Below are 24718 nucleotides of genomic sequence, written 5' to 3' on the forward strand. Positions count from 1 at the left end.
TACTTTATGCAGTTTTTTTCTTCTTCCATAAAATCGCACCGATTAAAATAAGAACTGCTATCATAACAATTGTACCACCTGGCGCTAGATCAAGTTGATACGAAGCAAACATTCCACCAATTACTGCAATTTCACCAAATAAAATGGAAAAGAAAATTGTTTGTTTAAATCCTTTAGCAATACGAATACTTGCTGCAACTGGTAACGTCATTAATGATGATACAAGAAGAACCCCCACTACACGCATTGATACTGCAATGACAAGAGCAACTAATATAATGAAAATAAAGTGAATCCATTTCGCTCTTAAACCAGTTGATACTGCGTATTCCTCATCAAATGATAATAGAAACAGCTCTTTATATAATAAAATAATTGTCGCAACAACAACAATTGCTACAATACCAATAATAATTAAATCTGTACTTGTTACAGCACTGACACTACCAAATAAATAACTAAATAAGTCTGTGTTAAATCCATTTGCAAGTGAAATGAAAATAACTCCAACCCCCATCCCTGCCGAAAGGATAATTGGAATTGCTAATTCTTGATAGTGCTTATATACAGTTCGTAACTTTTCGATTAGTAGCGCTCCACCAATCGAGAAAATCATCCCCATATATAAGGGGTTTAAAAACCCACCTGTAAAAATGGTTTTTTCAAGTAATAAACTTGCTGCAATACCCGATAACGTCACGTGACTTAATGCATCCGCAATAAGAGATAAACGACGAATAACAACAAACACACCAATTAGCGGTGCAACAAGTCCAATTAAAATACCTGCGTATAAAGAATTACGTAAAAAGTCATATTGTAAAAAATCTTGTATCATTATATCCTCCCGTGATGCTCATGTTCGTGTTCTAAACGATGAACATGATGTCCATATAAGACGGACATTTCTGCATCTTCTAACTCTCGGAACTTCTCTACATTTCCATGGAAATGTAGATGTTGGTTTAGGCATGCAACATGTGTTACTTTTTCAGTAACAGCTCCCATATCATGAGTAACAAGAATTAATGTGATCCCGAGCCTTTTGTTTAAATCCTCTAATATTTCGTAAAAACTTTCCACATTTTTTACATCGATTCCAACAGTAGGCTCGTCCAAAATAAGCAATTCAGGATCACTAACGAGCGCACGAGCAATAAATACACGCTGTTGCTGTCCACCAGAAAGCTCTCCAATGTTACGACCTTGAAACTCACTCATCCCTACATCAGCAATTGCTTTTTCTACCTTTTTCTTATCCTCTTTTGTGAAAAAGCGAAAAAGCCCTTTTTTCGAAACAAGTCCCATTGACACAACTTCAGAAACAGTTGCTGGAAAACCAGAATTGAAACTATTTGCCTTTTGGGATACATAACCAACTTTGTTCCATTCCTTAAACTTCTTACTATCAACGCCAAACACGCGAATGCTTCCTTCTTTTGGCTTTAAAACACCTAATAAACACTTAAGTAGAGTTGATTTACCTGAACCATTCGGTCCCACTAAACCTAAAAAAGCTCCCTTCGGAACTTGCAAATTAATATTTTCTAACACATTCCGATCTTCGTATCGGAATGTTAAACCTTCAATTTCTAATATATTATTCATAGCATCTCACCTATTTTAATTCAGAATGATTCCGATTTATATCTATTTGAATTATAGTACAGCTTATTATAGTTGTAAACCAATCTGCCTAAAATATATCTATTTTTTCAAGAAACCTTACTATTATAACAAAAAGCAGAGAAAAATTCTCTGCTTTCGAAAAATATTCCTATAAACTTTTTAGTGAATAGCCGATTTAAACTTACCACCATTTGTCTCTTGCGTGCTCATAATCGTAACAAACGCATTTTCATCAATTTCATGCACAATTGATTTTAACTTCGTCACTTCTAGACGCGTTACAACTGCATAAATAACTTCTTTTTCTTTATCCGTGTAACCACCTTTCGCTACAAGCTTTGTAGTTCCACGGCCAAGACGATGCAAAATCGCGTTTGATACTTCCTCATATTGATCAGATACAATTAAAACCGCCTTCGTTTCATCTAGCCCTTGAATTACTGTATCGATCGTTTTAAATGCGATATAGTACGTCATAACAGAATACATCGCTTGTTCCACACCAAACACAAATGCTGCCCATGCAAAAATAAATAAGTTCACAAACATTACGAATTCACCAACAGAGAACGGTAATTTCTTCGTTAATAAAATCCCCATAATTTCAGTTCCATCTAGCGATCCACCATGACGAATTACAAGTCCTACACCAAGACCTAAAATAAGACCACCAAACACTGTCGCTAAAATAGGTTCTGTTGTAAATGGTGGTACCGCATGTAACGTTGACTCAATGAAAGCTAACGCTACAATACCAAATGTCGAAGATAACATAAATGTTTTTCCAATTTGCTTATAACCGGAATACATAAATGGGATATTGAGAACAACGACTAAAGTAGAAAAACTTAACCACCAAATGTTAGGAGTAAGATAATCTAATATAAGAGAAATACCAATAATTCCACCATCAATAATTTTATTTGGCATTAAAAATAGTTCAATTGCTACCGCCGCGCATGCTGCTCCAAAAATAATCATAACTAAACGATAAATGAGATGAATAACACTTTCTTTTCGATGTTGCTTTTGCTCCATAAGTCCTCCCTTTACTCTTTTTCTGTAGTTTTGTCCTTATATTATAACATACGCTTCTTTTCCTCATGAAAAAAGAAACTCCATACGAATATGTACAAGCTATATGCTCATATATTTCGATAGAAGAACGCGTGAAGGAGGATAATAAGATGAACCTCATTAAACAAATTGTTAATAAAAAATTAAATCATATTTCTACAAAAGAGTTATTAAAATATAGCAAAGAATATGAAGTTCCCATTACAGCCGCACAAGCTGATCAAATCGTTTTACTTATGAAGGGTAAAAATATTAATATCTACGATAACAACGAGCGACTAGAGCTCTTAAAACAAATCGCAAAAGTAACTTCCCCTGCCACTGCCCAACAAGTAAATACATTATTTCAGCAACTATTAAAATAAGGAGGGGATTTCCCCCTCCTTATTGCGCTTTAATTTTTTCAAGAAGCCCTTCATCAAAAGTGCCGTTTTTCAGCATTTCGATTTCCAATTTGTATGGTGGCTTCTTATCTTTTTTATCTTCCCCTACATACGGTGTTTCAAGAATTTTTGGTACATGCATTAACTGTGGATGATGTACAATGTGATGCAATGCTTTATACCCAATGTGACCAAATCCAATGTTTTCATGACGGTCTTTTCCTGCTCCGCGTACATTTTTACTATCATTAATATGAAGTACTTGTAAACGATCTATACCAACGATCTTATCAAATTCGTTTAATACGCCGTCAAAGTCATTTACAATATCATATCCTGCATCATGCGTATGACATGTATCAAAGCATACAGATAGCTTTTCATTATATTTTACACCATCAATAATTTTTGCAATTTCTTCAAAGCTACGACCGCATTCTGTTCCTTTTCCTGCCATCGTCTCTAACGCAATGTTAACCGTCTGTTCTGGCGTTAATACTTCATTAAGCCCTTTAATAATTTGTTGAATACCAGCATCTGCTCCAGCACCAACGTGCGCTCCTGGGTGAAGAACAATTTGTTTCGCTACACCTAATGCCGATGTTCTTTCAATTTCCATGCGAAGAAAGTCTACTCCTAATTGGAATGTTTCTGGCTTCGTCGTATTCCCAACATTAATAATATAAGGCGCATGGACGATAATTTCCTCAATTCCGTTCAGCTCCATATGTTTTCTTCCTGCTTCTATGTTCAATTCTTCAATTGGTTTTCTTCGTGTATTTTGCGGTGCACCTGTATAAATCATAAACGTTGTTGCACCGTATGAAACAGCCTCTTCACTTGCTGCTAATAACATTTTCTTACCACTCATGGAAACATGAGATCCAATCTTTAACATACAATCACCTCTTCAATATACAATAGATATAATGATAGCATAATTTGTAGAAATATGTAGTGAATTGTTTGTTCACAAAAGATGCACTACACAAATTTATATGACTATTTATACAGACTATACTTTTCATTTAAATTAGCTGGATTAAGTGAAACTTTAATCAATACTTTTCTATCCATATTGATTACACCTCCCACAAATAGCGGGATAAAAAAAAGATAAGGGAAACCCCTTATCTTTTTTTATTGCCATATTTTTTCTTCACTTTGTCACGTTCTGTTGCAAGTTTACGTTTATAGTTTGGTTTTACTTTTTTTGGTTTTTTAATAACTTTCGTTGCCATAACATCAAGTTCGTCATTTGGTTTTTTACGGCTCTTACGACGACGACGCTCACCTAAATCGGCCCACTCATCTCCGCGTAAATCTACATGCTTGAACTCAATATGACGTTGTTTTTCTAAACTATCTAACGCTTCTTCGTTTGCTGGATCATATATCGTCACTGCAATACCAGAATGCCCCGCACGTGCTGTTCTTCCAACGCGGTGAACGAAGAAATCTAAATCTGATGGTAGCTCATAGTTAATAACATGGCTAATCCCTTCAATATCAATACCACGTGCTGCTAAATCAGTCGCAACAATATATTGGAATTCAAGGTCACGAATTTGTTTCATCATTTTTTTACGATCACGTGGTGATAAATCCCCGTGAATTCGTCCAACTTTTAAGCCACGTTCCATTAATCCATCAGCAACTTGGTCTGCCATCTTTTTCGTATTCGTGAAAACAACTGCTAAATACGGTTTAAATTGAAGTAGCATTTTATGCACTAAATCAATTTTATTACGATGTTTAGAAGGCACTAAATAGTGTTCAATGTTTCCAGCTGCAACTTGTCTTGGATTGATATGAATATGCTCTGGATTCTCCATATACTTCTTCAGAAACGGTTTTAGTTTTTGAGGAATTGTTGCAGAGAAAACTAACATTTGCAAGTTTTTAGGCATGCGTGCTGCAATTTTATCTACATCATGAATGAATCCCATATCAAGCATTAAGTCTGCTTCATCGACAATAATCGTATTTGCTTTATGAACAAATAATGCTTGCTCTTCTACTAAATCTTTAATACGTCCTGGTGTTCCAACTACGATATGAGGTTGTTTTTTCAACTTTTCAATTGAGCGTTGTTTATCAGTTCCACCAATTAAACAACGTGCTGTAATCATTTGGTCTTCCGCACAAAACTTTGTTAACTTCACGATTTCTTCGTAAATTTGTTGTGCTAACTCACGAGTAGGCGCTGTAATAACAAGTTGTACTTCTTCACGACTTGCATTAATTCTGTTTAATGTAGGAAGTAAGTATGCATGTGTTTTCCCAGAACCTGTTTGGGATTGTCCAATTACACTTACACCTTTTTTCACGACCGGGAAAATTTTCTGCTGAATTCCTGTCGGCTCTGTAAAGCGTAGTTCACGAACTGCATCTATTAAAAATGGTTTAAAATCATACTGTGTAAAAGTTTGTTGTGTCATAAGTTACACCTTCTTTCTAAAATTTCTACTGCGCGCACAAATCAGTCAAGTCTACATTATATCGAAATCTACAAGTAAAATCCATCTTTAGTTTAGGTTTTCACTTCAAAAACTAACCTTCTTCCCTTTTATTGCATATTGTATGTGTATATACCTAACTGAAGAAAGGAGGATTTCTCACATGTTTCCGAAATCCCCTACAAGGCAAATGTATCCGAATCCAGGGCAGCAACCTTATACACCATATCCAATTCCACAACTACCACCAATGGCACAAAAAAAGAAAGGTTTTCTTGCTAAGCTTTTTAAAAAACACGATCCAACCGAGCCTTTTATGCAAATGGTTCCACCTTACCGACAAATGGAAGGGCAACTGATGATGCATCAGCAACCACCACCGCCGCCACAATATCAACAGCAATATCAGCAGCAATACCAGCAACAATATCAGCAGCAACATCCACAATATCAACCATACATGCAGCAACATCCTGAGCAAATGATACCGCCTCAAATGTATGAATCAAATGAAACGCGCGGCGGCGCAACTACAGCTGCCGCAACAGCAAGCAGTGGCATCGGCAGTTTCTTTTCGAACTTAATTTCGAATCCTACTAATATGATAAACAACATCGAAAAAGTATCCCAAGTCGTTCAATCTGTAGGTCCTGTCGTCGAACAGTATGGTCCTATTATGCGTAGTCTACCAAGCATTGTTAAAATCCTCACCTCTGGAAAAAGTACGGAAGAAAATCAAACGGAAAATGTAACAGAGCCAGTTGAGGTAGAAAGTCCGCCTCCTGCACCTCAAAAAAAGAAACGAAAACGAAAGAAAATAGTGATTGAACCTGTAATAGAAAAAGAATTACCGAAAGAACCAGTTCAACAAACAGCAACAAAACCAAAACTATATGTGTAACAATCCTTTGTTTTCTATCCACTCCTCCTTTATAATGTAAAAGACTATGCACAAAAGTATCCCTTGTTTAGAAGGAGAGGATTACTCATATGAAAATTGTTAAAATTTCCCCTCGTGGTTATTGCTACGGTGTTGTCGATGCAATGGTAATTGCACGTAACGCTGCATTAGATAAATCATTACCGAGACCCATTTATATTTTAGGTATGATTGTTCACAATAAACATGTTACAGACGCTTTTGAAGAAGATGGAATCATCACATTAGACGGTCCAAGTCGCTTAGAAATTTTAGATAAAATTGATTCTGGTACTGTTATTTTCACAGCACACGGTGTTTCTCCAGAAGTTAAACAACGCGCAAAAGAAAAAGGTTTAACAACAATCGATGCCACTTGCCCAGATGTTACCAAGACGCATGACCTTATCGAAGCTAAGAAAGCGGAAGGGTATCATGTCATTTATATCGGTAAAAAAAATCATCCAGAGCCAGAAGGCGCAGTTGGTATTGCACCTGACATCGTTCACCTTATCGAAAGAGCCGATGATTTAAAAACATTAGAAATTCCAACAGATAAAATTTTAGTAACGAATCAAACAACGATGAGTCAATGGGATGTTCAACATTTAATGGAGGACATTCAAAAAAAATTCCCAACAGCAGAATTCCATAAAGAAATTTGTTTAGCTACTCAAGTTCGCCAAGAAGCTGTCGCTAAACAAGCTGATGTTGCAGACTTAACAATTGTTGTTGGTGATCCGAAAAGTAACAATTCAAATCGCTTAGCACAAGTATCACAAGAAATCGCGGGTACAAAAGCATATCGAGTTGCTGATGTAAGCGAAATTCAATTAGAGTGGCTACAAGGTGTAGAAAACGTAGCTGTTACAGCAGGTGCTTCTACTCCAACGCCGATTACAAAAGAAGTTATCGCGTTCTTAGAGCAATATGACCCAATGAATCCAACAACGTGGGAGAGAGTTAGAAAAGTACCACTTCAAAAGATATTACCTCGCGTAAAGGTGAAGAAAGAACAATAATAAAAACCGTTGCCCTAATGGAGCAACGGTTTTTATTTTTCTTATACAAATGTGAATGGATCTGTATGTAACTGCGAAGCATGAATTTGAACATTTAATTTCTTTGCATCCACTTTTTCTTGCAGTTGCTTTTGTACACCTTGTTTCATTACTTTTTCAACATTATGTCCTGGGTCAACTATATTTAAACCGAGCATCATCGCATCATGAGCAACATGATAGTACATGTCACCAGTTACATATACATCTGCTCCTTTAAATTTCGCTTGGTTTATATATTTATTACCATCTCCACCAAGTACAGCTACTTTACGCACTTTATCATCTAACTTACCGACAACTCTTGCCCCATTCACGTCTAATGATTGTTTCACATGTTCTGCAAATTGACCAAGCGTCATTTCTTCTTGTAAGTATCCTATTTTCCCCAGGCCTAACGTTTCACCTTTATTATCAAGCGGGTACACATCGTATGCTACTTCTTCATATGGATGTGCCGTTACCATTGCTTTAATCACTTTCCGCTGTAATGAAACTGGAATAATCGTTTCGATTCGTACTTCTTCTACACGTTCTAACTGTCCAGTTTCCCCGATATAAGGGTTTGTCCCCTCTTGAGGTACAAATGTGCCTGTACCCTCGCTACTAAACGTACAGTGGCTATAATTGCCGATATGACCAGCACCTGCGTCTCCTAATGCTTTCCTTACTTCTTCTGCATGAGTGACTGGCACAAACACAACAACTTTTTTCATTTCTTCTGCATATGTCGGTGCTAGAACTTCTGTATTTTGCAATCCTAACGCCTCAGCAAGTAAATCATTTACCCCACCCTTAGCAACATCCACATTTGTATGCGCTGCATAGATTGCAATATCATTTTTAATACACTTTTCAATAATTTTCCCATACGCCTTATCTGTATGAATTGCTTTTAACGGGTTAAAAATTAAAGGATGATGAGCAATAATGACATTTGCCCCTAATTGAATTGCTTCATCCACAACTTCTTCCGTTACATCTAACGCAATCAATACGTGCTGCACGGGTTTATTAAGCGCTCCAATCTGCAGGCCAATCTTATCTCCTTCCATCGCCAAATGCTTCGGATACATACTTTCAAATAAAGAAATAATTTCATGGCCGTTTGGAATTTTACTCATGATAAAACCTCCCCTATCATTTTCATTTTCGCTTCTACTTCCCCACGCTTCGCTTTTGTTTCTTCAGAATCAGCCGCACGTTCCAACTGTTTTAAAATATTTTGGAAGTTTTTTAATTCTCCTTCCCATTTTTCAACGAAAGCCTCACTTTTTTCTTTTATTAAAAATGGTCCCATAAACAATTCAGCTTGTTTATTTTCAGAGTAAGGCGCTACAACATTTCCTCGCTCCCCTACTAAAATTTCGTAAATTTTCCCATCTTCTTTTACGATTTTTTCATGGATAAGCTCCCAACCATTCTCAATAAACCATTCACGAATATGATGCGCTGCAATATTCGGCTGTAAAATTAAACGTGTTACACCTTCTAATTTTTCTTTACCACTTTCTAAAATGTCACGAATTAACGCTCCGCCCATTCCAGCAACCGTAATTACATCTACTTCTCCTGGCGCTATAACAGCTAATCCATTCCCTTTACGCACATCTACTTTATCTTGTAAACCACTTTCAGCTACAGTTGCTTGCGCAGAGCGAAATGGTCCATCTACAACCTCTCCTGCAACTGCTTTTGTAGCAATATTATTTATAATTGTATAACACGGTAAATACGCATGATCCGATCCAATATCAGCAACTGTAGATCCTACTGGTATTTCACGTACAACTTCTTCTAATCGTTTTGAAAGCTTTACTTCATTCATGTATTTCCATTACTCCTTCTCTTGTCAGTCTGTCTCCATGATAATGAATTTATAGTAGTTGTTGCAAGCCCATAACAACAATTCACCGCTCTATCATTCATCGTATTTTAGAAAATATAGAAAAACAAGCCCTTTGCATAAGCAAAAGGCTTGTCATACGGAACTTTATTTTTTCTTCGATAACCAATCAGCTACTTTAGCGGCTTGATCAGCTGGAACTATATTGGCAGGCATATTGCCTTTTCCTTTCGAAAGAATTTCTTTAATTTCATCCTTTGAAAGTTTCCCACCAATTTTTTGTAAGTTAGGTCCAACTGCCCCTTGTAACTGATCACCATGGCAGCTCGTACAGCTTTGCTTCACAATATCCTCTGGCTTTGATGCTGTTTGTGCTGGCTTCCCGCCATTTTTTGCATCAGCTAACTCTTTAGATTTATTTAGCCCCTGAAATGAAAATACAAACATAACGATAATACCCAATGCTGCAATAAGAGCGAACGGAATCAGCGGATTACGTTTCATATCTCTTCTCCCCCCTCTATACCCCTAAATAGTTAGATGATTCAGTCATTTCCATTGTACTTGAAAACGCTCTATCAGAAAAGAGTAAACTACCACTTGTTAAAAATATTCCATAAATTCAGTTTATTGTTTTTTATTGTCATATCGCTTATTATTTCGATAATTATTAACGTTTCTCATCATATTTTTCGCTTTTCTACATATATTTTTGTATATAATAAACAAAATTAATCGAAAAATCGAAAAATGAGCATTTGCAAATCAAAAGACAATTCTGTAAAATAAATTACAAGAAATTGTAATCGTTGCCGATAGCTAAATTTTAACAAAAATTAACAAAATAAAAAAGTTTACTTCACAAAGGTGAAGTAAACTTAAAAAATAACCTATTCTAAGAAATCCTTAAGACGCTTACTACGGCTTGGATGTCTTAATTTGCGAAGTGCTTTTGCTTCAATTTGACGAATACGCTCTCTCGTTACGCCGAATACTTTCCCAACTTCTTCAAGCGTACGAGTTCGTCCATCATCTAAACCGAAACGAAGACGTAGAACATTTTCTTCACGATCTGTTAGCGTATCTAACACATCTTCTAATTGTTCTTTTAGCAATTCATAGGCCGCATGGTCCGCAGGCGATGTTGCTTCTTGGTCTTCAATAAAGTCACCTAAATGGGAGTCATCTTCTTCACCAATTGGTGTTTCAAGAGAAACTGGCTCCTGTGCAATTTTTAAGATTTCACGTACTTTTTCTGGAGCAAGATCCATTTCTTCACCAATCTCTTCAGGAGACGGTTCACGACCTAAATCTTGTAATAATTGACGTTGTACACGAATTAACTTATTAATCGTTTCAACCATATGAACTGGAATACGAATTGTTCGTGCTTGGTCTGCAATGGCACGTGTAATAGCTTGGCGAATCCACCAAGTTGCATACGTACTAAATTTGAAACCTTTACGATAATCGAACTTTTCAACAGCTTTAATTAGACCCATATTACCTTCTTGAATTAAGTCTAAGAAAAGCATACCACGGCCTACATAGCGCTTTGCAATACTTACTACAAGACGTAAGTTTGCTTCTGCAAGACGACGTTTCGCTTCTTCATCGCCTTCTTCAATACGCGTTGCAAGTCGAATTTCTTCTTCTGCAGATAGTAAGTCTACACGACCAATTTCTTTTAAATACATACGAACAGGATCGTTGATTTTAACCCCAGGTGGTACACTTAAATCATTGAGGTCAAACTCTTCTTCTGTTTTTGTAATTTGGCGATTATTAGGGCCTTCTTCGTTGTCATTATCACCAACTAAATCAATGCCTTGTTCACCTAAATATTCATAGTATTCATCCATTTGATCGGATTCAATTTCAAATCCATTCATGCGTTCTGCAATCTCTTCATATGTAAGAACGCCACGTTTTTTTCCGAGCTCAGTGAGTTGTTCTTTCACTTGCTCAAGGGTCATTTCAGTTTCAATTTGTTTAGAACGAGCTGGTTTGTCAGCCATCTGTTCCCCTCCTTACGCGAGATACAAACATTCATTATACTAAAACTTTATCAAAAAAGCTATTTTCTCGCTTTTTGATTTTGTAAATATGCTACATAATATTTAGCAGCCTCTACAGGATCTGTTTTTTCCATTTGTTTCACTTTAAAGATGATCTCCATCTTTTCAAGTTTTTCCTGATGCCGTCTAAGCGTCTCCAAATGGCCTTGCAACACTTCTTCTGTGTATTCTGGATTAATAAATTCATCCGTCGAAATATCAGTGATAATATTTTTCAACTTTTCATCAGAGAGCCAACTTAAAAATGTTCCGACTGAAGGTTCATTTCCCTTTTCATAATATGCGTATAGTTCATATAAAATCCCTTTATGTTCTTCTGTATGAAAATCTTCTATATGGGATTCCATACGAACAGCTACTTCTGCACTTTGCAACATATGGTAAATAATTTCTCTTTCCGCTCTTTCAAAACCTGTTAACTTCGGTTTTGTTTGAACGACTTGAGACGGTTTAGCAACCTGCTTTATTTGTTTTTGCTGTACCTTTTGTTCTTTGCGATATTGGTGCAATTGGTTCAAAAGTGTTTCCATTGAATACGAAAATTCTTGCGATAATGACTTCAAATATGACTCTGCCTGCATCGCATCTTGTAACAACGATAACTCTTTTAAAACACTCTTCACATATTCTTCTTTGCCAGACTCATCTTGCAAATTTTTCCCTAAACGCAAATAATTTATTTTAAAACCAACAAAACTCACACTTGATTTCACAAGATTTTCAAAAGCAGTAGTCCCATATTGTTGCACATATTCATCAGGATCAAGCTTATCTGGCAAGGATGTGACTTTCACTTGGCAACCAACTTTTAGCAATAATTGCCCTGCTTTCATCGTCGCTTCTCGCCCTGCTTTATCACCATCATAGCAAAGAACAACAGTTTCAACGTTACGTCGCAGAAGTTTTGCTTGTTCTTCAGTTAAAGCTGTTCCCATTGTCGCAACAGCTTCTTCCACACCACTTTTTACCGCAGCTAGTACATCGGCATATCCTTCAAAAAGAACCACTTGCCCACGCTTTCTAATAAACGGTCTTGCTTGGTGGAAGTTATACAACAATTTACTTTTGTGAAAAATCGGTGTTTCAGGGCTATTTAAATATTTCGGAGTGTCATCTCCTAACGCCCTTCCACTAAACGCTATCACCTTACCTTGTAACGTATAGATCGGGAACATAACTCTTCCACGGAAGCGATCATAATGACTACCATCCTTCTCACTTCTTATTAGAAGGCCAGCTTGTTCCATACTAGACAGCGATAAACCTCTTTTTTGTAAAATTTTCGTCGCTGCATCCCAAGTAGGTGATGCATAACCAATTTCAAACTTCTCAATCATCTCTTTCGTAATACCACGGTTTAATAAATATGAAAGTGCTTCATTTCCCTCTTCCGTATTTACTAATAAATGATGATAATACTTTTTCAATAATTCATGAGCTTGTTGCATGATGACAGTGTCATCAGATATGTCTTCTTGTTGTCCTTGCCCTGATGTATACTCTGCAACCGCAATTCCATTTCTTTCGCCTAGCTTTTGAACAGCCTCGGTAAAAGCCAGTCCTTCCATTTTCATTAGAAAGGAAAATACATTTCCACCTTCTCCACATCCGAAGCAATGAAAAATTTGCTTATCAGATGAAACAGAGAATGAAGGAGAATTCTCACCATGAAATGGACAAAGGCCGAAATAGTTACGCCCCTGTTTTCTAAGTTGAACGTATTCACCAATGACTTCTACAATATCGGATGATGTCCGAATCTGTTCAACAACTTCTTCGGGAATTCTGTTCCCCATAACTCCATCTCCGTGTCGTATTTTGTATTCGATATAAATTAAAAAATTCCTTTATAATTCGACAATATTTTTCTAAACTTGTTAGAAAGTGTTGCCGATTACATTGTATAAACGATTTTAAACCTTTCCTATAGGTCCTTTATCTGCATAAATCGCATATACATACTTGCTATATAAAATTGTATACATTTGCTCATCTGTTACAAATGTATCTCTTAGAAACAATACATATACACCTTTTTATAAGAAGAGTAGCAAGCCACATATACTGTTTGATCTTGAGATTTGTAACTTTTTCATGTTGATCCATATAACGATCAACTCCATTTTGTTCAGTATCTACAAAGATCCAATGGCCTTGCTATTTCCTTAAAGGATGAGCATATGATGCGACAAACAAAATTCCGACATGAAATTCCGCTCCAACTTGCACAATTTCAGCCTTCACGGGATATACATCCACACCAACTAATATGTTGTCAATGCTTTGCATATTTCTGTATTCTACATCCCTTCTGTGAATCCTTCCATAATGTGCGTTTTCTTGTATAGATTTTGTCGATTTAACGTAATTACATGTCTTTTTCGTAAATCCTATCCCTAGTTTATTCTGAAAAATTAAAGTCTAAACGTAAAATATAGGTTTTTATCACAATTTTTTATTATAATATATTTTCTTCAACTACGCTACATATCCCTTTATTTTTTCATCTTACATTTCAGGATGACAAACTCACACCTTGAATATACTAAAAGACAAAGGAGTATAAGTATAACCATTACACTACAATCTATTACAAAATCCATAGGTACCATATTTCACACGAGCGAAAAAAGCACATTCACCTTTGGTAAATGTGCTAAAACATTTTTTGGTTTTGCACTGCATTCACAATAATATTTGCTGTTTCTTCAATTGCTTTATTCGATACATCGATTACTTGACAATTTATTTTACTAATTACTTCCTCAAAGTGATCAATTTCTTCTTGAATACGATTAATATTTGCATATGTTGCTCCATCACTTAATCCAAGTGATTTTAATCGTTCTTTTCGAATATGATTTAACTTATCTGGCGTAATTTTCAAACCGAAACATTTTTCTTTTGCCACTTGATATAGTTCTTCAGGTGGGTCAACTTCTGGCACGAGTGGTACATTCGCAACTTTCAAGCGTTTATTATGAGCTAAATATTGAGAAAGTGGTGTTTTTGATGTACGCGAAACACCAATCAACACGATATCCGCTTTTAAAATACCTCGTGCATCTCTGCCGTCATCATACTTCACAGCAAACTCAATCGCTTCAATCTTTTTAAAGTATTCTTCATCTAACCTACGGACAACGCCTGGCTCATATCTCGGCACTTGCCCCGTAATTTCTTCAATTTGATCAATAAGAGGGCCGATAATATCGTATGCCTCTACCCCTTCTTTTGCAGCCTCTGTTACTAAATATTTGCGCATATCAGGCTTAACTAACGTAAAACATATAAGTGCTTGATTACTCTTAGCAATCGAAATCACTTCTTTTAATGTCCCTGTATCTTCTACATACGGTACACGTCTAATATCAGGAGCAAACGGGAATTGCCCCATTGCTGCTCGAACAACCAAATCAGCCGTTTCCCCTACAGAGTCAGATACGACATATACGATTTTATTATCCATTACATTACCTCACTTTAAACAAATTACACTTATTCGTTATTTACTAAATTTACAAACGCACGTGTAATATTTGTTTTTGTAATTCGCCCAATCACTTCTAAACCTTGTTTCGTATCTTTTACAACTGGCATTGCATCAATCTGTCTTTCTATTAATTCCATCGCAATATCATATAAAGAATCCTCTCTACGACACATCGCAATGTTTGGCATCCTTGTCATGATAATATTAACCGGAAGAGAGGTTAAATCCTGCTTTCCTAAGCTCGCTCTTAATAAATCTTTACGAGACACAACACCAACTAATAGAGTCATCTGATCTACAACGAACAATGTACCAACGTCCTCTAAAAACATCGTACAAATTGCATCGTATACGGAAACATTTTTATCAATTACAACCGGTCTAGATTGATAATCTTGTACTTTAATTTTCTTAACAGCTTCAGATAATAACTGCCCCCCAGTTTTACCCGTATAAAAATAACCTACGCGTGGACGTGCTTCTAAATAACCAGCCATCGTTAAAATTGCTAAGTCTGGTCTTAGCGTCGCACGTGTTAGACCCAATTGCGCTGCAATTGATTCCCCTGTAATAGGACCGTGATCTTTTACAATCTGAATGATATGTTCTTGCCGTTTATTCAGCTCTATGATAATCACCACCTTTAATGCACAACGAAAAAAGTTATACTATCTCTTAAATATTATATACTAAATATGCTATTCGAAAAAGAAAGTATGTAAAAAGGACCGTATACGGCCCAAAATTATATTTGAAACTTATCAAGTTGTTCTAAAAAACGTCTTGATTTCAAATAAATTCCGCAATATTCATCATAATATGTATTCAATACTAAACGCATTTGTTTTTTTGTGCTATCCTTTACCGATACATTTCCGAGCCTATGTAAATCGAAATGGAAGAAAAGACGTAATAATTTATGAACAGCTTCTCCTACCGGTATACGATACGGGTCTTGCTCTGCATGACGTGAGCACAGAAAACCGCCTTCCCTAACGGAGAAGGCGACAAAGTCTGTTTCTTGATGACAAATCGCACATGTATCAAAGTACGGGCGCATCCCTAATACCGGAAGCATTTTCGTTTGATAAATTAATGATAATACTTCTGGATCAACACCCTCACACATATAATGCAACGTTTGATATAACATTTCAAATAAATACGGATTATGTTTTTTATCTTCTGTTGCTTTATCAGTTAATTCAACAATAAATGATGCATAAGCAGTTAAAAATATGTCCTCGCGAATTTCTTTCATAGTTGAAATAATCTCGCCTTGTTGCAATGTTCCAAGCCCAGATCCCATTTGAATAAGAAACTGGCCATGTGTCATTAATTGCGACACAGATGCTAATCGGCTTTTCGGTTTTTTTGCCCCTCTTGCCATTGCACTTACCTTACCAAGTTCTCTTGAGAATATTGTAACAATCTTGTTCGTTTCTCCGTAATCTGTCGTACGGATAACGATGCCCTCAACTTTTTGAAACATGTTCGTCACCATCCAAGGTTTGAACAAAACGGGTCAAGAAATTGGAGAGTCTAGATGCGCTAGCTCCTCTTCATGTTGATCCATCTCATCGTTTACGTCTTTTTCCATTTCTTTCAAAAGCAAGTACGTTTCAATGCTTCCTGTTTTGGAGAAAAACTTCCAGGTAAAATCTAGCATAAGAATCCACCTTTCTCAATAAGCGTAGCCTATAAACCAATTTCCTTTGTTGTTATTAAATTGACCCATTTTGTCCATTTTCATGTGAGAAAAATTTTTCCTAATTTATCAAAGTTCATAAAAACCAATAATCAGTGGATGAACCAACCATCCACTGATTACAGCTTGACTCTATTTTAGTACTCATCCTCGCGGAAACCTAGGTCACGAAGCTGAGACATTTTATTACGCCAATCTTTTTGCACTTTTACCCATACTTCTAAAAATACTTTAGAACCAAGTAGCGCTTCAATATCAAAACGAGCTCGCTTACCAACTTCTTTTAACATTTTCCCTTGTTTTCCGATGATGATTCCTTTTTGTGATGCACGTTCAACAACAATCGTTGCATTTATATAAACTGCCCCGCCCTCACGCTTTTGAATCGCATCGATAACAACAGCCACAGAATGCGGCACTTCTTCACGTGTTAAATGTAGTACTTTCTCACGAATAAGCTCTGCAATAATAAATCTCTCCGGATGATCCGTTACTTGATTATCTGGATAGTATTGTGGTCCTTCTGGTAAATACTTTTTAATTGTTCCAATTAAAGCGTCCACATTATTACCGTCTAATGCAGAAATTGGTACAATTTCTGCAAACTCATGTAGTTTACGATATTGATCAATTAACTCTAGTAATTGCTCTGGATGAAGTTGGTCAATTTTATTAATTACTAAAAATACTGGTTGTTTCGTTTCTTTTAACTTCTCGATGATGAATTCTTCACCACGACCAAAGCCTTCGACAGCATTAACCATAAACAGAACGATATCAACTTCTTTTAATGTCGTTTGCGCCATCTTCACCATGAAGTCGCCTAGTTTATGTTTAGGTTTATGTATTCCTGGTGTATCAATGAAAATAACTTGTGCATCATTTTCTGTATATACACCTTGAATTTTATTACGAGTCGTTTGTGGCTTATCACTCATAATAGCAATTTTCTGGCCGATAATACGATTTAAAAATGTAGATTTCCCAACATTCGGTCTGCCAATAATAGAGACAAAACCTGATTTATAACCTTTTCTATTCATGTAAATCCTCCGCTAAAAATGCTCCTGGTAACAATTCTCCGACTGTCGTCTCTTGAACGTCACCATGTAAATTTGTTAAGTATACTTTCGTATCCTGTTTACATAATTCTACCATAACTTGTCGACATGCTCCACAAGGAGGTACTGGGCGCTTTGTATCTGCTACAACCGCAATGGCTACAAATTCTTTATCTCCTTCAGAAACCGCCTTAAATAAAGCTGTTCTTTCAGCACAATTACATAAGCCATATGATGCATTCTCAACATTACATCCACGATATACTTTTCCATCGCGCGTTAATAGTGCTGCACCTACTTGAAATTTAGAATATGGTACGTACGCTTGTTTACGCGCTTCGATTGCTTCTAGAATTAATTGTTTACTATTCATATTCCCGCATCCTTCCTGTTCACAGCTATGAAGAGGTACACTCTCTCATTAAAGCCCCTTACGGCACTTCCAAAGCTTAATAAAAGCTTCGGAATGCAACTATACCATATACGGTAAAAAGATAATAGCACCAATTATAACAGCTATAATTGCAAACAATAAAACCGCTCCTGCCGCAACATCCTTTGCAATTTTTGCAAATGGATGAATATCTGCAGTCGCTAAATCTACTGTTTTTTCCACAGCCGTATTTACCATTTCTAAACTCATTACACTCCCTATTACAATAAGTAATATCATCCACTCTGTTCTCGTAATATGGAAATAAAAGCCGCAGCATATAACAATGACTGCGGCTAAATAATGGATTTTCATATTTCGCTCATGACGAAAACAAAAGAATATACCAGCTATAGCATATCCAAAACTATCTATAAGTTTTCCTTTTTTCATCGTCCTAATCCAAAAGCTTCTAAAATTTCTTTTTGTCTTCCGAACATTTCTTTTTCATCTTCTTCTGTCATGTGATCATAACCAAGTAAATGTAAAAAGCCATGTAATGCCAAAAATCCAAGTTCACGATCGAAAGAATGTCCGTACTCTTCAGCTTGCTCTTTCGCCCTTGGAATAGAGATAATAAGATCACCTAACATGCGTGGCATCTCTGCACCAACAATCTCCATTTCTCCTTCTCCCATTTCTTCCATCGCAAAGGATATTACATCTGTAGGTTGATCTTTATCTCGGTAATCACGATTAATTTCTCTAATGCGCTCATTATCTACAAATGTCACCGATACCTCCGCACCATCCTCGATATTTTCCATTTGAGCTGCTTTTTCTAACACTTCACGAATTAAACTCATATACGCTTCTTTTACTTCTTCTGTTTCATCAATAAAATCAATTAACAAACTCATTCTTTCTCCTTTTCTTCCGGAAGTTCCGGATATGTAATACGCGAATGGAAAATACCATTTAACGTTTCACACAACGTTTTTCCAACGATTTGTAGTTCCTTAAACGTCAAATCACATTCACTAAATTGACCGTCTTGTAGTCGATCTTTAATAATACTTTGCACCAAATTATTAATTTGTTCTGGCGTTGGGTGATTCATAGAACGTACCGCAGCTTCTACACTATCAGCAATACCAACAATTGCCGATTCTTTCGAAGTTGCTTTTGAACCTGGATAACGGAACATCTCTTCTGTATATTTTTCTTTATCTTCTTTAATAGCTTTATAATAAAAATATTTCAGTAACGTTGTACCGTGATGTTGCCCAGCGATATCAATAATTTCTTGTGGAATATGATATTCTTCGAGCATTCTTACTCCATCCGTTACGTGAGCAATTATAATATCTTTACTCGTTACAGGATCTAATTTATCATGCGGGTTTTCAATTCCCATTTGGTTTTCAATAAAAAATTGCGGTTGTACTGTTTTTCCTACATCATGATAATATGCCCCTACACGCGCTAATACACCATTTGCCCCGACTGCTTCACAAGCAGCCTCAGAAAGATTCGCTACCATTACACTATGATGATATGTCCCTGGCGCTTCTAACAAAATTCTGCGTAAAAGCGGATGATTTGGACTTGATAGTTCCATAAGCTTCATGCTTGATACGATTCCAAGTCCACTTTCTAAATATGGTAAAATCCCCATAGCCAAAACGGATGATATAATCCCTGAAAGTGAAGCCATTAATAATTGCGTACCAATTTCAAGAGGCGAAAAATTCCCATTACGTAATAATAAGAGCGCCGCCAATACGACTACATTTAATACAGAAACGAGTATACCAGCTTGTAAAATCATTGTACGACGATTTTTTTCTCGCAAGAAAATACTAACCGATAATGAACTTAACAATACGTAAATCCCTACACTATAATTTAATGTACTCGTTACTCCTTCATTAAACATAATACTTCCGCATACAGAAAAAATCATACTCGTTAAAAAGACAAATCGATCACCAATCATTAGTTTTACAAGTATTGTTCCCATCGCAACTGGGACAACATATGCAATCCCCGCGTATTCAAGTTTTTGAAACAAACTAATGATTTTCATTAAGACGATTGTGATAGACAAAATTGTAATATACGCTAAAACATACGGTCTATCTTCTCTTTTTCTCTTTAAAAATAATTCAAATTGTTTATGCATAAAGTATAGTAACACACCAATGAGTACCGCTAATCCAACATAAGGTTGAAAGCCGTTCCCTTTTTCTAACAAACCAACTAATTTCAACTGATTATACACATCACTTGAAATTGTTTCACCTTCTCTAACAAGAACTTGTCCTTGAAGAATATAAACAGGTGGAACTAAATCTTCCTCTGCTTTTCTCTTCTCTTTCGTTAAGATCGGGTCATAAAAATAGTTTGCTGAAATTGCATATCTTCCTAGCGCCTTAATTGACTCTTTTAAACCATTATCAACATTAACACTATTCATCTCACTTACATATCGTTCTTTCGCATCTTTCAATTCGTCCATTTTAATATGCTCAGTCATGATACTATTAATCGCTGTGACCGCAGCATCTTTCGCTAATACTAATTGGCTCGAATCTGCATTAATCAAACTTAGTAAGTTTGAATCAGATAATTCTTTCGTTAAGTCAGCGGGTAGTTTCTTTTTTAACTTCTCCACTTTCTCAGCATCAGTCATCTTTTTTTGATCATCCGGTCCAACAGCTTTAATCTCTTGCACCACTTCATCCACTTTAGCAAAGACGTCATTCACAATATCAACTTTGTTTTGTTTATACTCACTTTTATATGTATATTGATCTTCAACTTTTGTAGCGGCTTCTTTTTTCTTTTTATCCGTTGTAACTTTATCTTCAATTTTTATAGGAGAATGGATTGTCTTTTTCGCAATAGAATACATATTAACATCTAATTGCTCTGGTTTTACATTATTCATAAGCGCAAAAAACAGCACTGCTCCTAATACAACGTAAGAAATCCAACTTAGTTTTTTCGAATGTTGTAAATTACGAAACCACTTAGAAATTTCTTGAGATCTTGACATGATTTCAATACCTTCTCCTCTCCAGAAATAAAGTGAAACTATTTATAGCTTTCATTTCTTCTACCAAACGATACTTTGAGGCAACATTTTATACACTAGTACCTATAGTTTATTTTCCTTATCTTTCATGATAGTAAAAAATATGACGTTCGCCAACCTTATCATACAAAAAGAAATGATCCTGACAAATAGGATCATTCCATTTTATCATATGCCTCAATAATACGTTGCACCAATGGATGTCTCACAACGTCCGTTTGTTCTAATGTAATAAATGACAGACCTGATACACCAGATAAAATATTAGCAGCTATAGATAGCCCTGATTTTACCCCTTTTGGCAAGTCTACTTGTGAAGGGTCCCCTGTAATAACCATTTTAGAACTAAAACCTAATCTTGTTAAAAACATTTTTATTTGAGCACCCGTTGTATTTTGAGCCTCATCTAAAATAACAAATGAATCATCAAGCGTACGCCCCCTCATATAAGCAAGCGGCGCGATTTCAATTACTCCTCGCTCCATCATACGCTGCGTATATTCTTGTCCAAGAATATCATGTAAGGCATCATATAATGGGCGTAAGTATGGATCTACCTTCTCTTTCAAATCCCCTGGTAAAAAACCTAAATTTTCTCCAGCTTCTACCGCAGGTCTTGTTAAAATAATTTTCTTTACATACCCTTGTTTTAAAGCCCTCACAGCCATTACTACAGCTAAGTATGTTTTTCCAGTTCCTGCAGGCCCTATCCCAAAGACAATATCATTCTTCTTCATCGCATGAATATATCGTCTTTGCCCCATTGTTTTTACACGAATGGATTTACCTTTTGCAGTCTTGAAAATTTCTTCTTCATATAACTCTTCAAATTGAGCAATTTTCCCTTGTTGTGCAAGCTGAATTGCATACGCAACATCTCTCTCTGAAATTGATATACTTTTACGAATTACAACAAGTAATTGCTGTAAGATTTTTTCTACGAGTGTCACCGTTTCAACTGCCCCAGATACATGAACAGTTTCTCCTCTAGTTACGATCGATACATTCAGTTCTCGTTCAATTACTTTTAAATGTGCATCATTGACTCCAAAAAGAGCGATTGCTTCGTTAGTATTTTCCAATTGTTGGTTCATTTCTACTAATTGTTCTGCCATTACTCAGTCTCCTTGAATATCGGATTCGGATATTGGTTGTGGCTCTGCAATATTTTCAACCACAGTATAATGCAATGTGACCTTTAGTTGACCCGCCTCAACCTCTTTACTCAAAATCTTATCACTTACAATCATAGCATGTTCATCCAATTTTTTCTTTAGTTCTTTTTCGGCCATCTCTTTCGCTACTTTCAGCGCTTGCTTTTCTGTATATTCTCGATTCGCTTCTTCCTCTTCTCTCACAACATCTTTTTCATATGCAATCGGCAGTGTAAAACCAAATAATTTCACATCATGCTTTACACTTTCAGTACGAGAGCGTTTATACTTATCATGCTGAAATCCCCATATTTTTATTTTCGTATCCCCAAATTTAAGAAAATGTTCATTGTATACATTACCAGTATACACTTGGAATTGCGTCTTTAACGGGACATCCACCTTAGATGTATACCACGTTTCTCCATACACAATACCTTTCGCTGAAACAATCGTCGGACTTTCCTCATTACCATATATTCCTGATACGAGAATCTGCCCTTTTTCTACATGATCATTTTTCAGTACAACCGGCTTTCCAACTTCTACGAACGTCTTTGTAATAATCGCTTCTTTTTTTGCTACTAAATTTTGCGGCCTTTGTTCCTTTTCTTTCTTCGGTTCGTTTTTTTCAACAATTTTAAAATGATACGTCGTTCCTCTTACTTCTAGTCCCGCCCAAGTAATGGCATTAATATTATCTGTCAAATGGCGTTGTACATCTTCTACATTCGGCATTTGAAATTGTAGTTTCCCTTTTTTAATACCCATTTTATCCAATTCTTTCATCAATATATATTCCGTTTCAGGTTTTGCTCCTGTAATTTCAATTTTCCAAACCATATTTGACATTGCAATCACACCAAAAAAGAAAATTAAAAAACCAATTAAAAATCCACTATTTTTAATTAAACGCTTATTCCAAAAAGGAAAACCATAACGTCCAATAAAATATAATTTACATTCATTTTTTCTATAAATTGGTTTTATTTTTTTCACATCGCGTAACAACATACAAAAAACTAACGTTTCATCAGCTATCTTTTTAACATCCCAAACTAATAAATTCCTCCGTACACATTCATTAACAAACCGTTCCGCTCCTCTACCTTCAATTCGCACTTTTACATATCCAAGCCACTTTATAAACCATTTATTTTTCATTTACCACCTTCACTACCTTTCTAAAAGTAGATATACTACTTTTTATTTGAAACATTAAAATAGCTCGTACTAAAATGAAACCGAGTAAAACTGTAATCAGTCTCTATCAACGGAACTTTTACAGGATAAAGAAGAAAAACTTCACAAATGGAAGTTTCACTTCAATCACCTTTTTTTTCATTTTCTAAAAATGTTACTTGCTCAATTATCCCTTCGAGCAAAAGCTCTTCTGGAAGAATCGTTTTAATAACAAAGGATTGTCCTTTAATTAATAATTGACCGTGTTTTAAAAGCAATCGTACTTCTTTATCTGAAAACACTAATAACCCCCGATGATTTTCTATATAAATATGTATTTGCCCAACAAGAGTAATCCGAGGTAGATCCATTAATACATCCACTGGTAGGTCTACTTGTTTTGTCAACCAATTTTTCATTTGTTCTAATTTCTTCATCTCGAAAGACCCCCTCTCATCCCATATATATGTATTTCTTCACAAGTGCCTATCGTGTTATAACGACTTCACTAACATAACTATATTCTGTAAGAGTTCATATCATGTTAATTAAAACAGTCGCTATATGAAATCATATTTGTCAGGACAATGATGGATCAAAGGATGTTACCTTTAATAATAGAAGTATTAATACAAGAATATGCGCCCCTACAGGATATCAGTACAAGTTACATTAAGAAATTGAGCCTAGCGAGAAGTTAGAAACTTGAAAAAAACTGTTACAATTCGTTCTGGATGTGACATACTGACCATAGAATAAGTAGTTGTCATTTATTGGACAAATGAGATAAAGTGAAACTTTAATCCCCCCTCACCAATCGGGCTGCCCGTTAATGAGGGATAAAATCAAAAAAAAGAAAATTTCTCCACTCTGAATGTTACGTTGTAAGTAAGAATATTTTATAGATGGTTGTTATATGAATTTCAAAAAATATTAGGGTTCATTAAAAAATGAATTAATAAACGAGGAAATACGAAAGTAAATTGGCTTTAGTCAAGAAATTTCGAATGTTATAAAACAAATTATCGACAGTAATATCCGGCCATTTTATGCAACTGATGCAAAATCTAAAATAGTTAGAATCTCTTTCGTTACCTTTGAGGATTATGCTGAAGAGCAAGCTATAAAACTTCAATCTGATTTTCAGAAGGTTCGGTACTTAGCTTTTATTTGCGAAAGAAGTTTTAGTCAAGGA

The 24718-nt window shown here is 35.8% G+C and carries 26 protein-coding genes; 3 read left to right on the forward strand and 23 right to left on the reverse strand.

Going from position 1 to position 24718, the window contains the following annotated elements; all coding sequences use genetic code 11:
• Positions 1 to 4: 4 nt before the first annotated feature.
• The 3 genes from HMPREF2590_RS07255 to HMPREF2590_RS07265 form a co-directional block, all read right to left on the reverse strand.
• Positions 5 to 838, reverse strand: a complete 834-nt coding sequence (locus HMPREF2590_RS07255) for a metal ABC transporter permease (RefSeq protein ID WP_000613815.1) — start codon at positions 836 to 838, stop codon at positions 5 to 7.
• Positions 838 to 1608: a metal ABC transporter ATP-binding protein gene (locus HMPREF2590_RS07260; protein WP_001059662.1), complete on the reverse strand. Its 771-nt coding sequence runs from the start codon at positions 1606 to 1608 to the stop codon at positions 838 to 840. Before HMPREF2590_RS07260 ends, HMPREF2590_RS07255 begins: the two co-directional genes overlap by 1 nt.
• 180 nt (positions 1609 to 1788) lie before the next feature.
• Positions 1789 to 2667: a YitT family protein gene (locus HMPREF2590_RS07265; protein WP_000435963.1), complete on the reverse strand. Its 879-nt coding sequence runs from the start codon at positions 2665 to 2667 to the stop codon at positions 1789 to 1791.
• 149 nt (positions 2668 to 2816) lie between these two features.
• Between HMPREF2590_RS07265 and HMPREF2590_RS07270 the strand changes: the two genes are divergently transcribed.
• Positions 2817 to 3071 (forward strand): DUF2624 domain-containing protein, encoded by a 255-nt coding sequence (locus tag HMPREF2590_RS07270; protein WP_001048954.1) that lies wholly within the window; start codon positions 2817 to 2819, stop codon positions 3069 to 3071.
• A gap of 19 nt (positions 3072 to 3090) precedes the next feature.
• On the opposite strand, the gene HMPREF2590_RS07275 is transcribed toward HMPREF2590_RS07270, so the two are convergent.
• Positions 3091 to 3987: a deoxyribonuclease IV gene (locus HMPREF2590_RS07275; protein ID WP_000912460.1), complete on the reverse strand. Its 897-nt coding sequence runs from the start codon at positions 3985 to 3987 to the stop codon at positions 3091 to 3093.
• A gap of 232 nt (positions 3988 to 4219) precedes the next feature.
• Positions 4220 to 5530, reverse strand: coding sequence for a DEAD/DEAH box helicase (locus HMPREF2590_RS07280; protein ID WP_000194024.1), 1311 nt, complete (start codon positions 5528 to 5530; stop codon positions 4220 to 4222).
• A gap of 181 nt (positions 5531 to 5711) precedes the next feature.
• Here HMPREF2590_RS07280 and HMPREF2590_RS07285 point away from each other — a divergent pair, with 181 nt between their 5' ends.
• Positions 5712 to 6449, forward strand: a complete 738-nt coding sequence (locus HMPREF2590_RS07285; RefSeq protein WP_000484162.1) for a YqfQ family protein — start codon at positions 5712 to 5714, stop codon at positions 6447 to 6449.
• Positions 6450 to 6538: 89 nt separating this feature from the next.
• Positions 6539 to 7489, forward strand: a complete 951-nt coding sequence (locus tag HMPREF2590_RS07290; protein ID WP_000706660.1) for a 4-hydroxy-3-methylbut-2-enyl diphosphate reductase — start codon at positions 6539 to 6541, stop codon at positions 7487 to 7489.
• A gap of 41 nt (positions 7490 to 7530) precedes the next feature.
• Here the strand turns inward: HMPREF2590_RS07290 and HMPREF2590_RS07295 are convergent, their stop codons facing one another.
• From HMPREF2590_RS07295 to yqfC, 18 genes are all read right to left on the reverse strand, one after another.
• A complete protein-coding gene (locus HMPREF2590_RS07295) occupies positions 7531 to 8652 on the reverse strand; it encodes a Nif3-like dinuclear metal center hexameric protein (protein WP_000036221.1) in 1122 nt (373 codons plus the stop codon).
• The gene (locus HMPREF2590_RS07300; RefSeq protein WP_001006544.1) at positions 8649 to 9356 is read right to left on the reverse strand and encodes a tRNA (adenine(22)-N(1))-methyltransferase; all 708 of its coding nucleotides are present in this window, start codon (positions 9354 to 9356) and stop codon (positions 8649 to 8651) included. Before HMPREF2590_RS07300 ends, HMPREF2590_RS07295 begins: the two co-directional genes overlap by 4 nt.
• A 165-nt stretch (positions 9357 to 9521) precedes the next feature.
• Positions 9522 to 9878 carry a cytochrome c550 gene (cccA, locus tag HMPREF2590_RS07305; protein WP_000828141.1) on the reverse strand — a complete coding sequence of 119 codons (357 nt, stop codon included), beginning with the start codon at positions 9876 to 9878 and terminating at the stop codon, positions 9522 to 9524.
• A gap of 386 nt (positions 9879 to 10264) precedes the next feature.
• The gene (gene rpoD, locus HMPREF2590_RS07310) at positions 10265 to 11392 is read right to left on the reverse strand and encodes an RNA polymerase sigma factor RpoD (RefSeq protein WP_000764066.1); all 1128 of its coding nucleotides are present in this window, start codon (positions 11390 to 11392) and stop codon (positions 10265 to 10267) included.
• 59 nt (positions 11393 to 11451) lie between these two features.
• Positions 11452 to 13248: a DNA primase gene (gene dnaG / locus HMPREF2590_RS07315; protein ID WP_000528224.1), complete on the reverse strand. Its 1797-nt coding sequence runs from the start codon at positions 13246 to 13248 to the stop codon at positions 11452 to 11454.
• 361 nt (positions 13249 to 13609) lie between these two features.
• The gene (locus HMPREF2590_RS30650; protein WP_002000855.1) at positions 13610 to 13741 is read right to left on the reverse strand and encodes a hypothetical protein; all 132 of its coding nucleotides are present in this window, start codon (positions 13739 to 13741) and stop codon (positions 13610 to 13612) included.
• A 367-nt stretch (positions 13742 to 14108) separates the two neighbouring features.
• Positions 14109 to 14921, reverse strand: coding sequence for a pyruvate, water dikinase regulatory protein (locus HMPREF2590_RS07325; RefSeq protein ID WP_000368936.1), 813 nt, complete (start codon positions 14919 to 14921; stop codon positions 14109 to 14111).
• A gap of 29 nt (positions 14922 to 14950) precedes the next feature.
• On the reverse strand, positions 14951 to 15583 hold the full coding sequence (gene ccpN, locus HMPREF2590_RS07330) for a transcriptional regulator CcpN (protein WP_000583756.1): 633 nt from the start codon (positions 15581 to 15583) through the stop codon (positions 14951 to 14953).
• 107 nt (positions 15584 to 15690) lie between these two features.
• Positions 15691 to 16437, reverse strand: a complete 747-nt coding sequence (recO, locus tag HMPREF2590_RS07335; protein ID WP_000487013.1) for a DNA repair protein RecO — start codon at positions 16435 to 16437, stop codon at positions 15691 to 15693.
• 33 nt (positions 16438 to 16470) lie between these two features.
• Positions 16471 to 16614: a YqzL family protein gene (locus tag HMPREF2590_RS07340; protein ID WP_000883924.1), complete on the reverse strand. Its 144-nt coding sequence runs from the start codon at positions 16612 to 16614 to the stop codon at positions 16471 to 16473.
• A gap of 176 nt (positions 16615 to 16790) precedes the next feature.
• Positions 16791 to 17696, reverse strand: a complete 906-nt coding sequence (era, locus tag HMPREF2590_RS07345; RefSeq protein ID WP_001080229.1) for a GTPase Era — start codon at positions 17694 to 17696, stop codon at positions 16791 to 16793.
• Complete coding sequence (locus tag HMPREF2590_RS07350) at positions 17689 to 18087, reverse strand: cytidine deaminase (RefSeq protein WP_001086282.1); 399 nt, start codon at positions 18085 to 18087, stop codon at positions 17689 to 17691. Before HMPREF2590_RS07350 ends, era begins: the two co-directional genes overlap by 8 nt.
• 99 nt (positions 18088 to 18186) lie before the next feature.
• Positions 18187 to 18540, reverse strand: a complete 354-nt coding sequence (locus tag HMPREF2590_RS07355; protein WP_000715469.1) for a diacylglycerol kinase family protein — start codon at positions 18538 to 18540, stop codon at positions 18187 to 18189.
• Entirely contained in the window at positions 18537 to 19007 is a 471-nt protein-coding gene (gene ybeY / locus HMPREF2590_RS07360; protein WP_000054679.1) for an rRNA maturation RNase YbeY, read from the reverse strand. The genes HMPREF2590_RS07355 and ybeY overlap by 4 nt, the downstream gene beginning before the upstream one ends.
• Positions 19004 to 21148: an HD family phosphohydrolase gene (locus HMPREF2590_RS07365; protein WP_000091514.1), complete on the reverse strand. Its 2145-nt coding sequence runs from the start codon at positions 21146 to 21148 to the stop codon at positions 19004 to 19006. Before HMPREF2590_RS07365 ends, ybeY begins: the two co-directional genes overlap by 4 nt.
• 194 nt (positions 21149 to 21342) lie before the next feature.
• On the reverse strand, positions 21343 to 22302 hold the full coding sequence (locus HMPREF2590_RS07370; RefSeq protein WP_000840520.1) for a PhoH family protein: 960 nt from the start codon (positions 22300 to 22302) through the stop codon (positions 21343 to 21345).
• A 3-nt stretch (positions 22303 to 22305) separates the two neighbouring features.
• A complete protein-coding gene (gene yqfD, locus HMPREF2590_RS07375) occupies positions 22306 to 23505 on the reverse strand; it encodes a sporulation protein YqfD (protein WP_000792499.1) in 1200 nt (399 codons plus the stop codon).
• Between the two features lie 161 nt (positions 23506 to 23666).
• Entirely contained in the window at positions 23667 to 23960 is a 294-nt protein-coding gene (gene yqfC / locus HMPREF2590_RS07380; RefSeq protein WP_000732269.1) for a sporulation protein YqfC, read from the reverse strand.
• Positions 23961 to 24718: the final 758 nt, after the last annotated feature.

This window comes from Bacillus sp. HMSC036E02, assembly GCF_001836235.1.
Taxonomy (GTDB): Bacteria; Bacillota; Bacilli; order Bacillales; family Bacillaceae_G; genus Bacillus_A; species Bacillus_A cereus.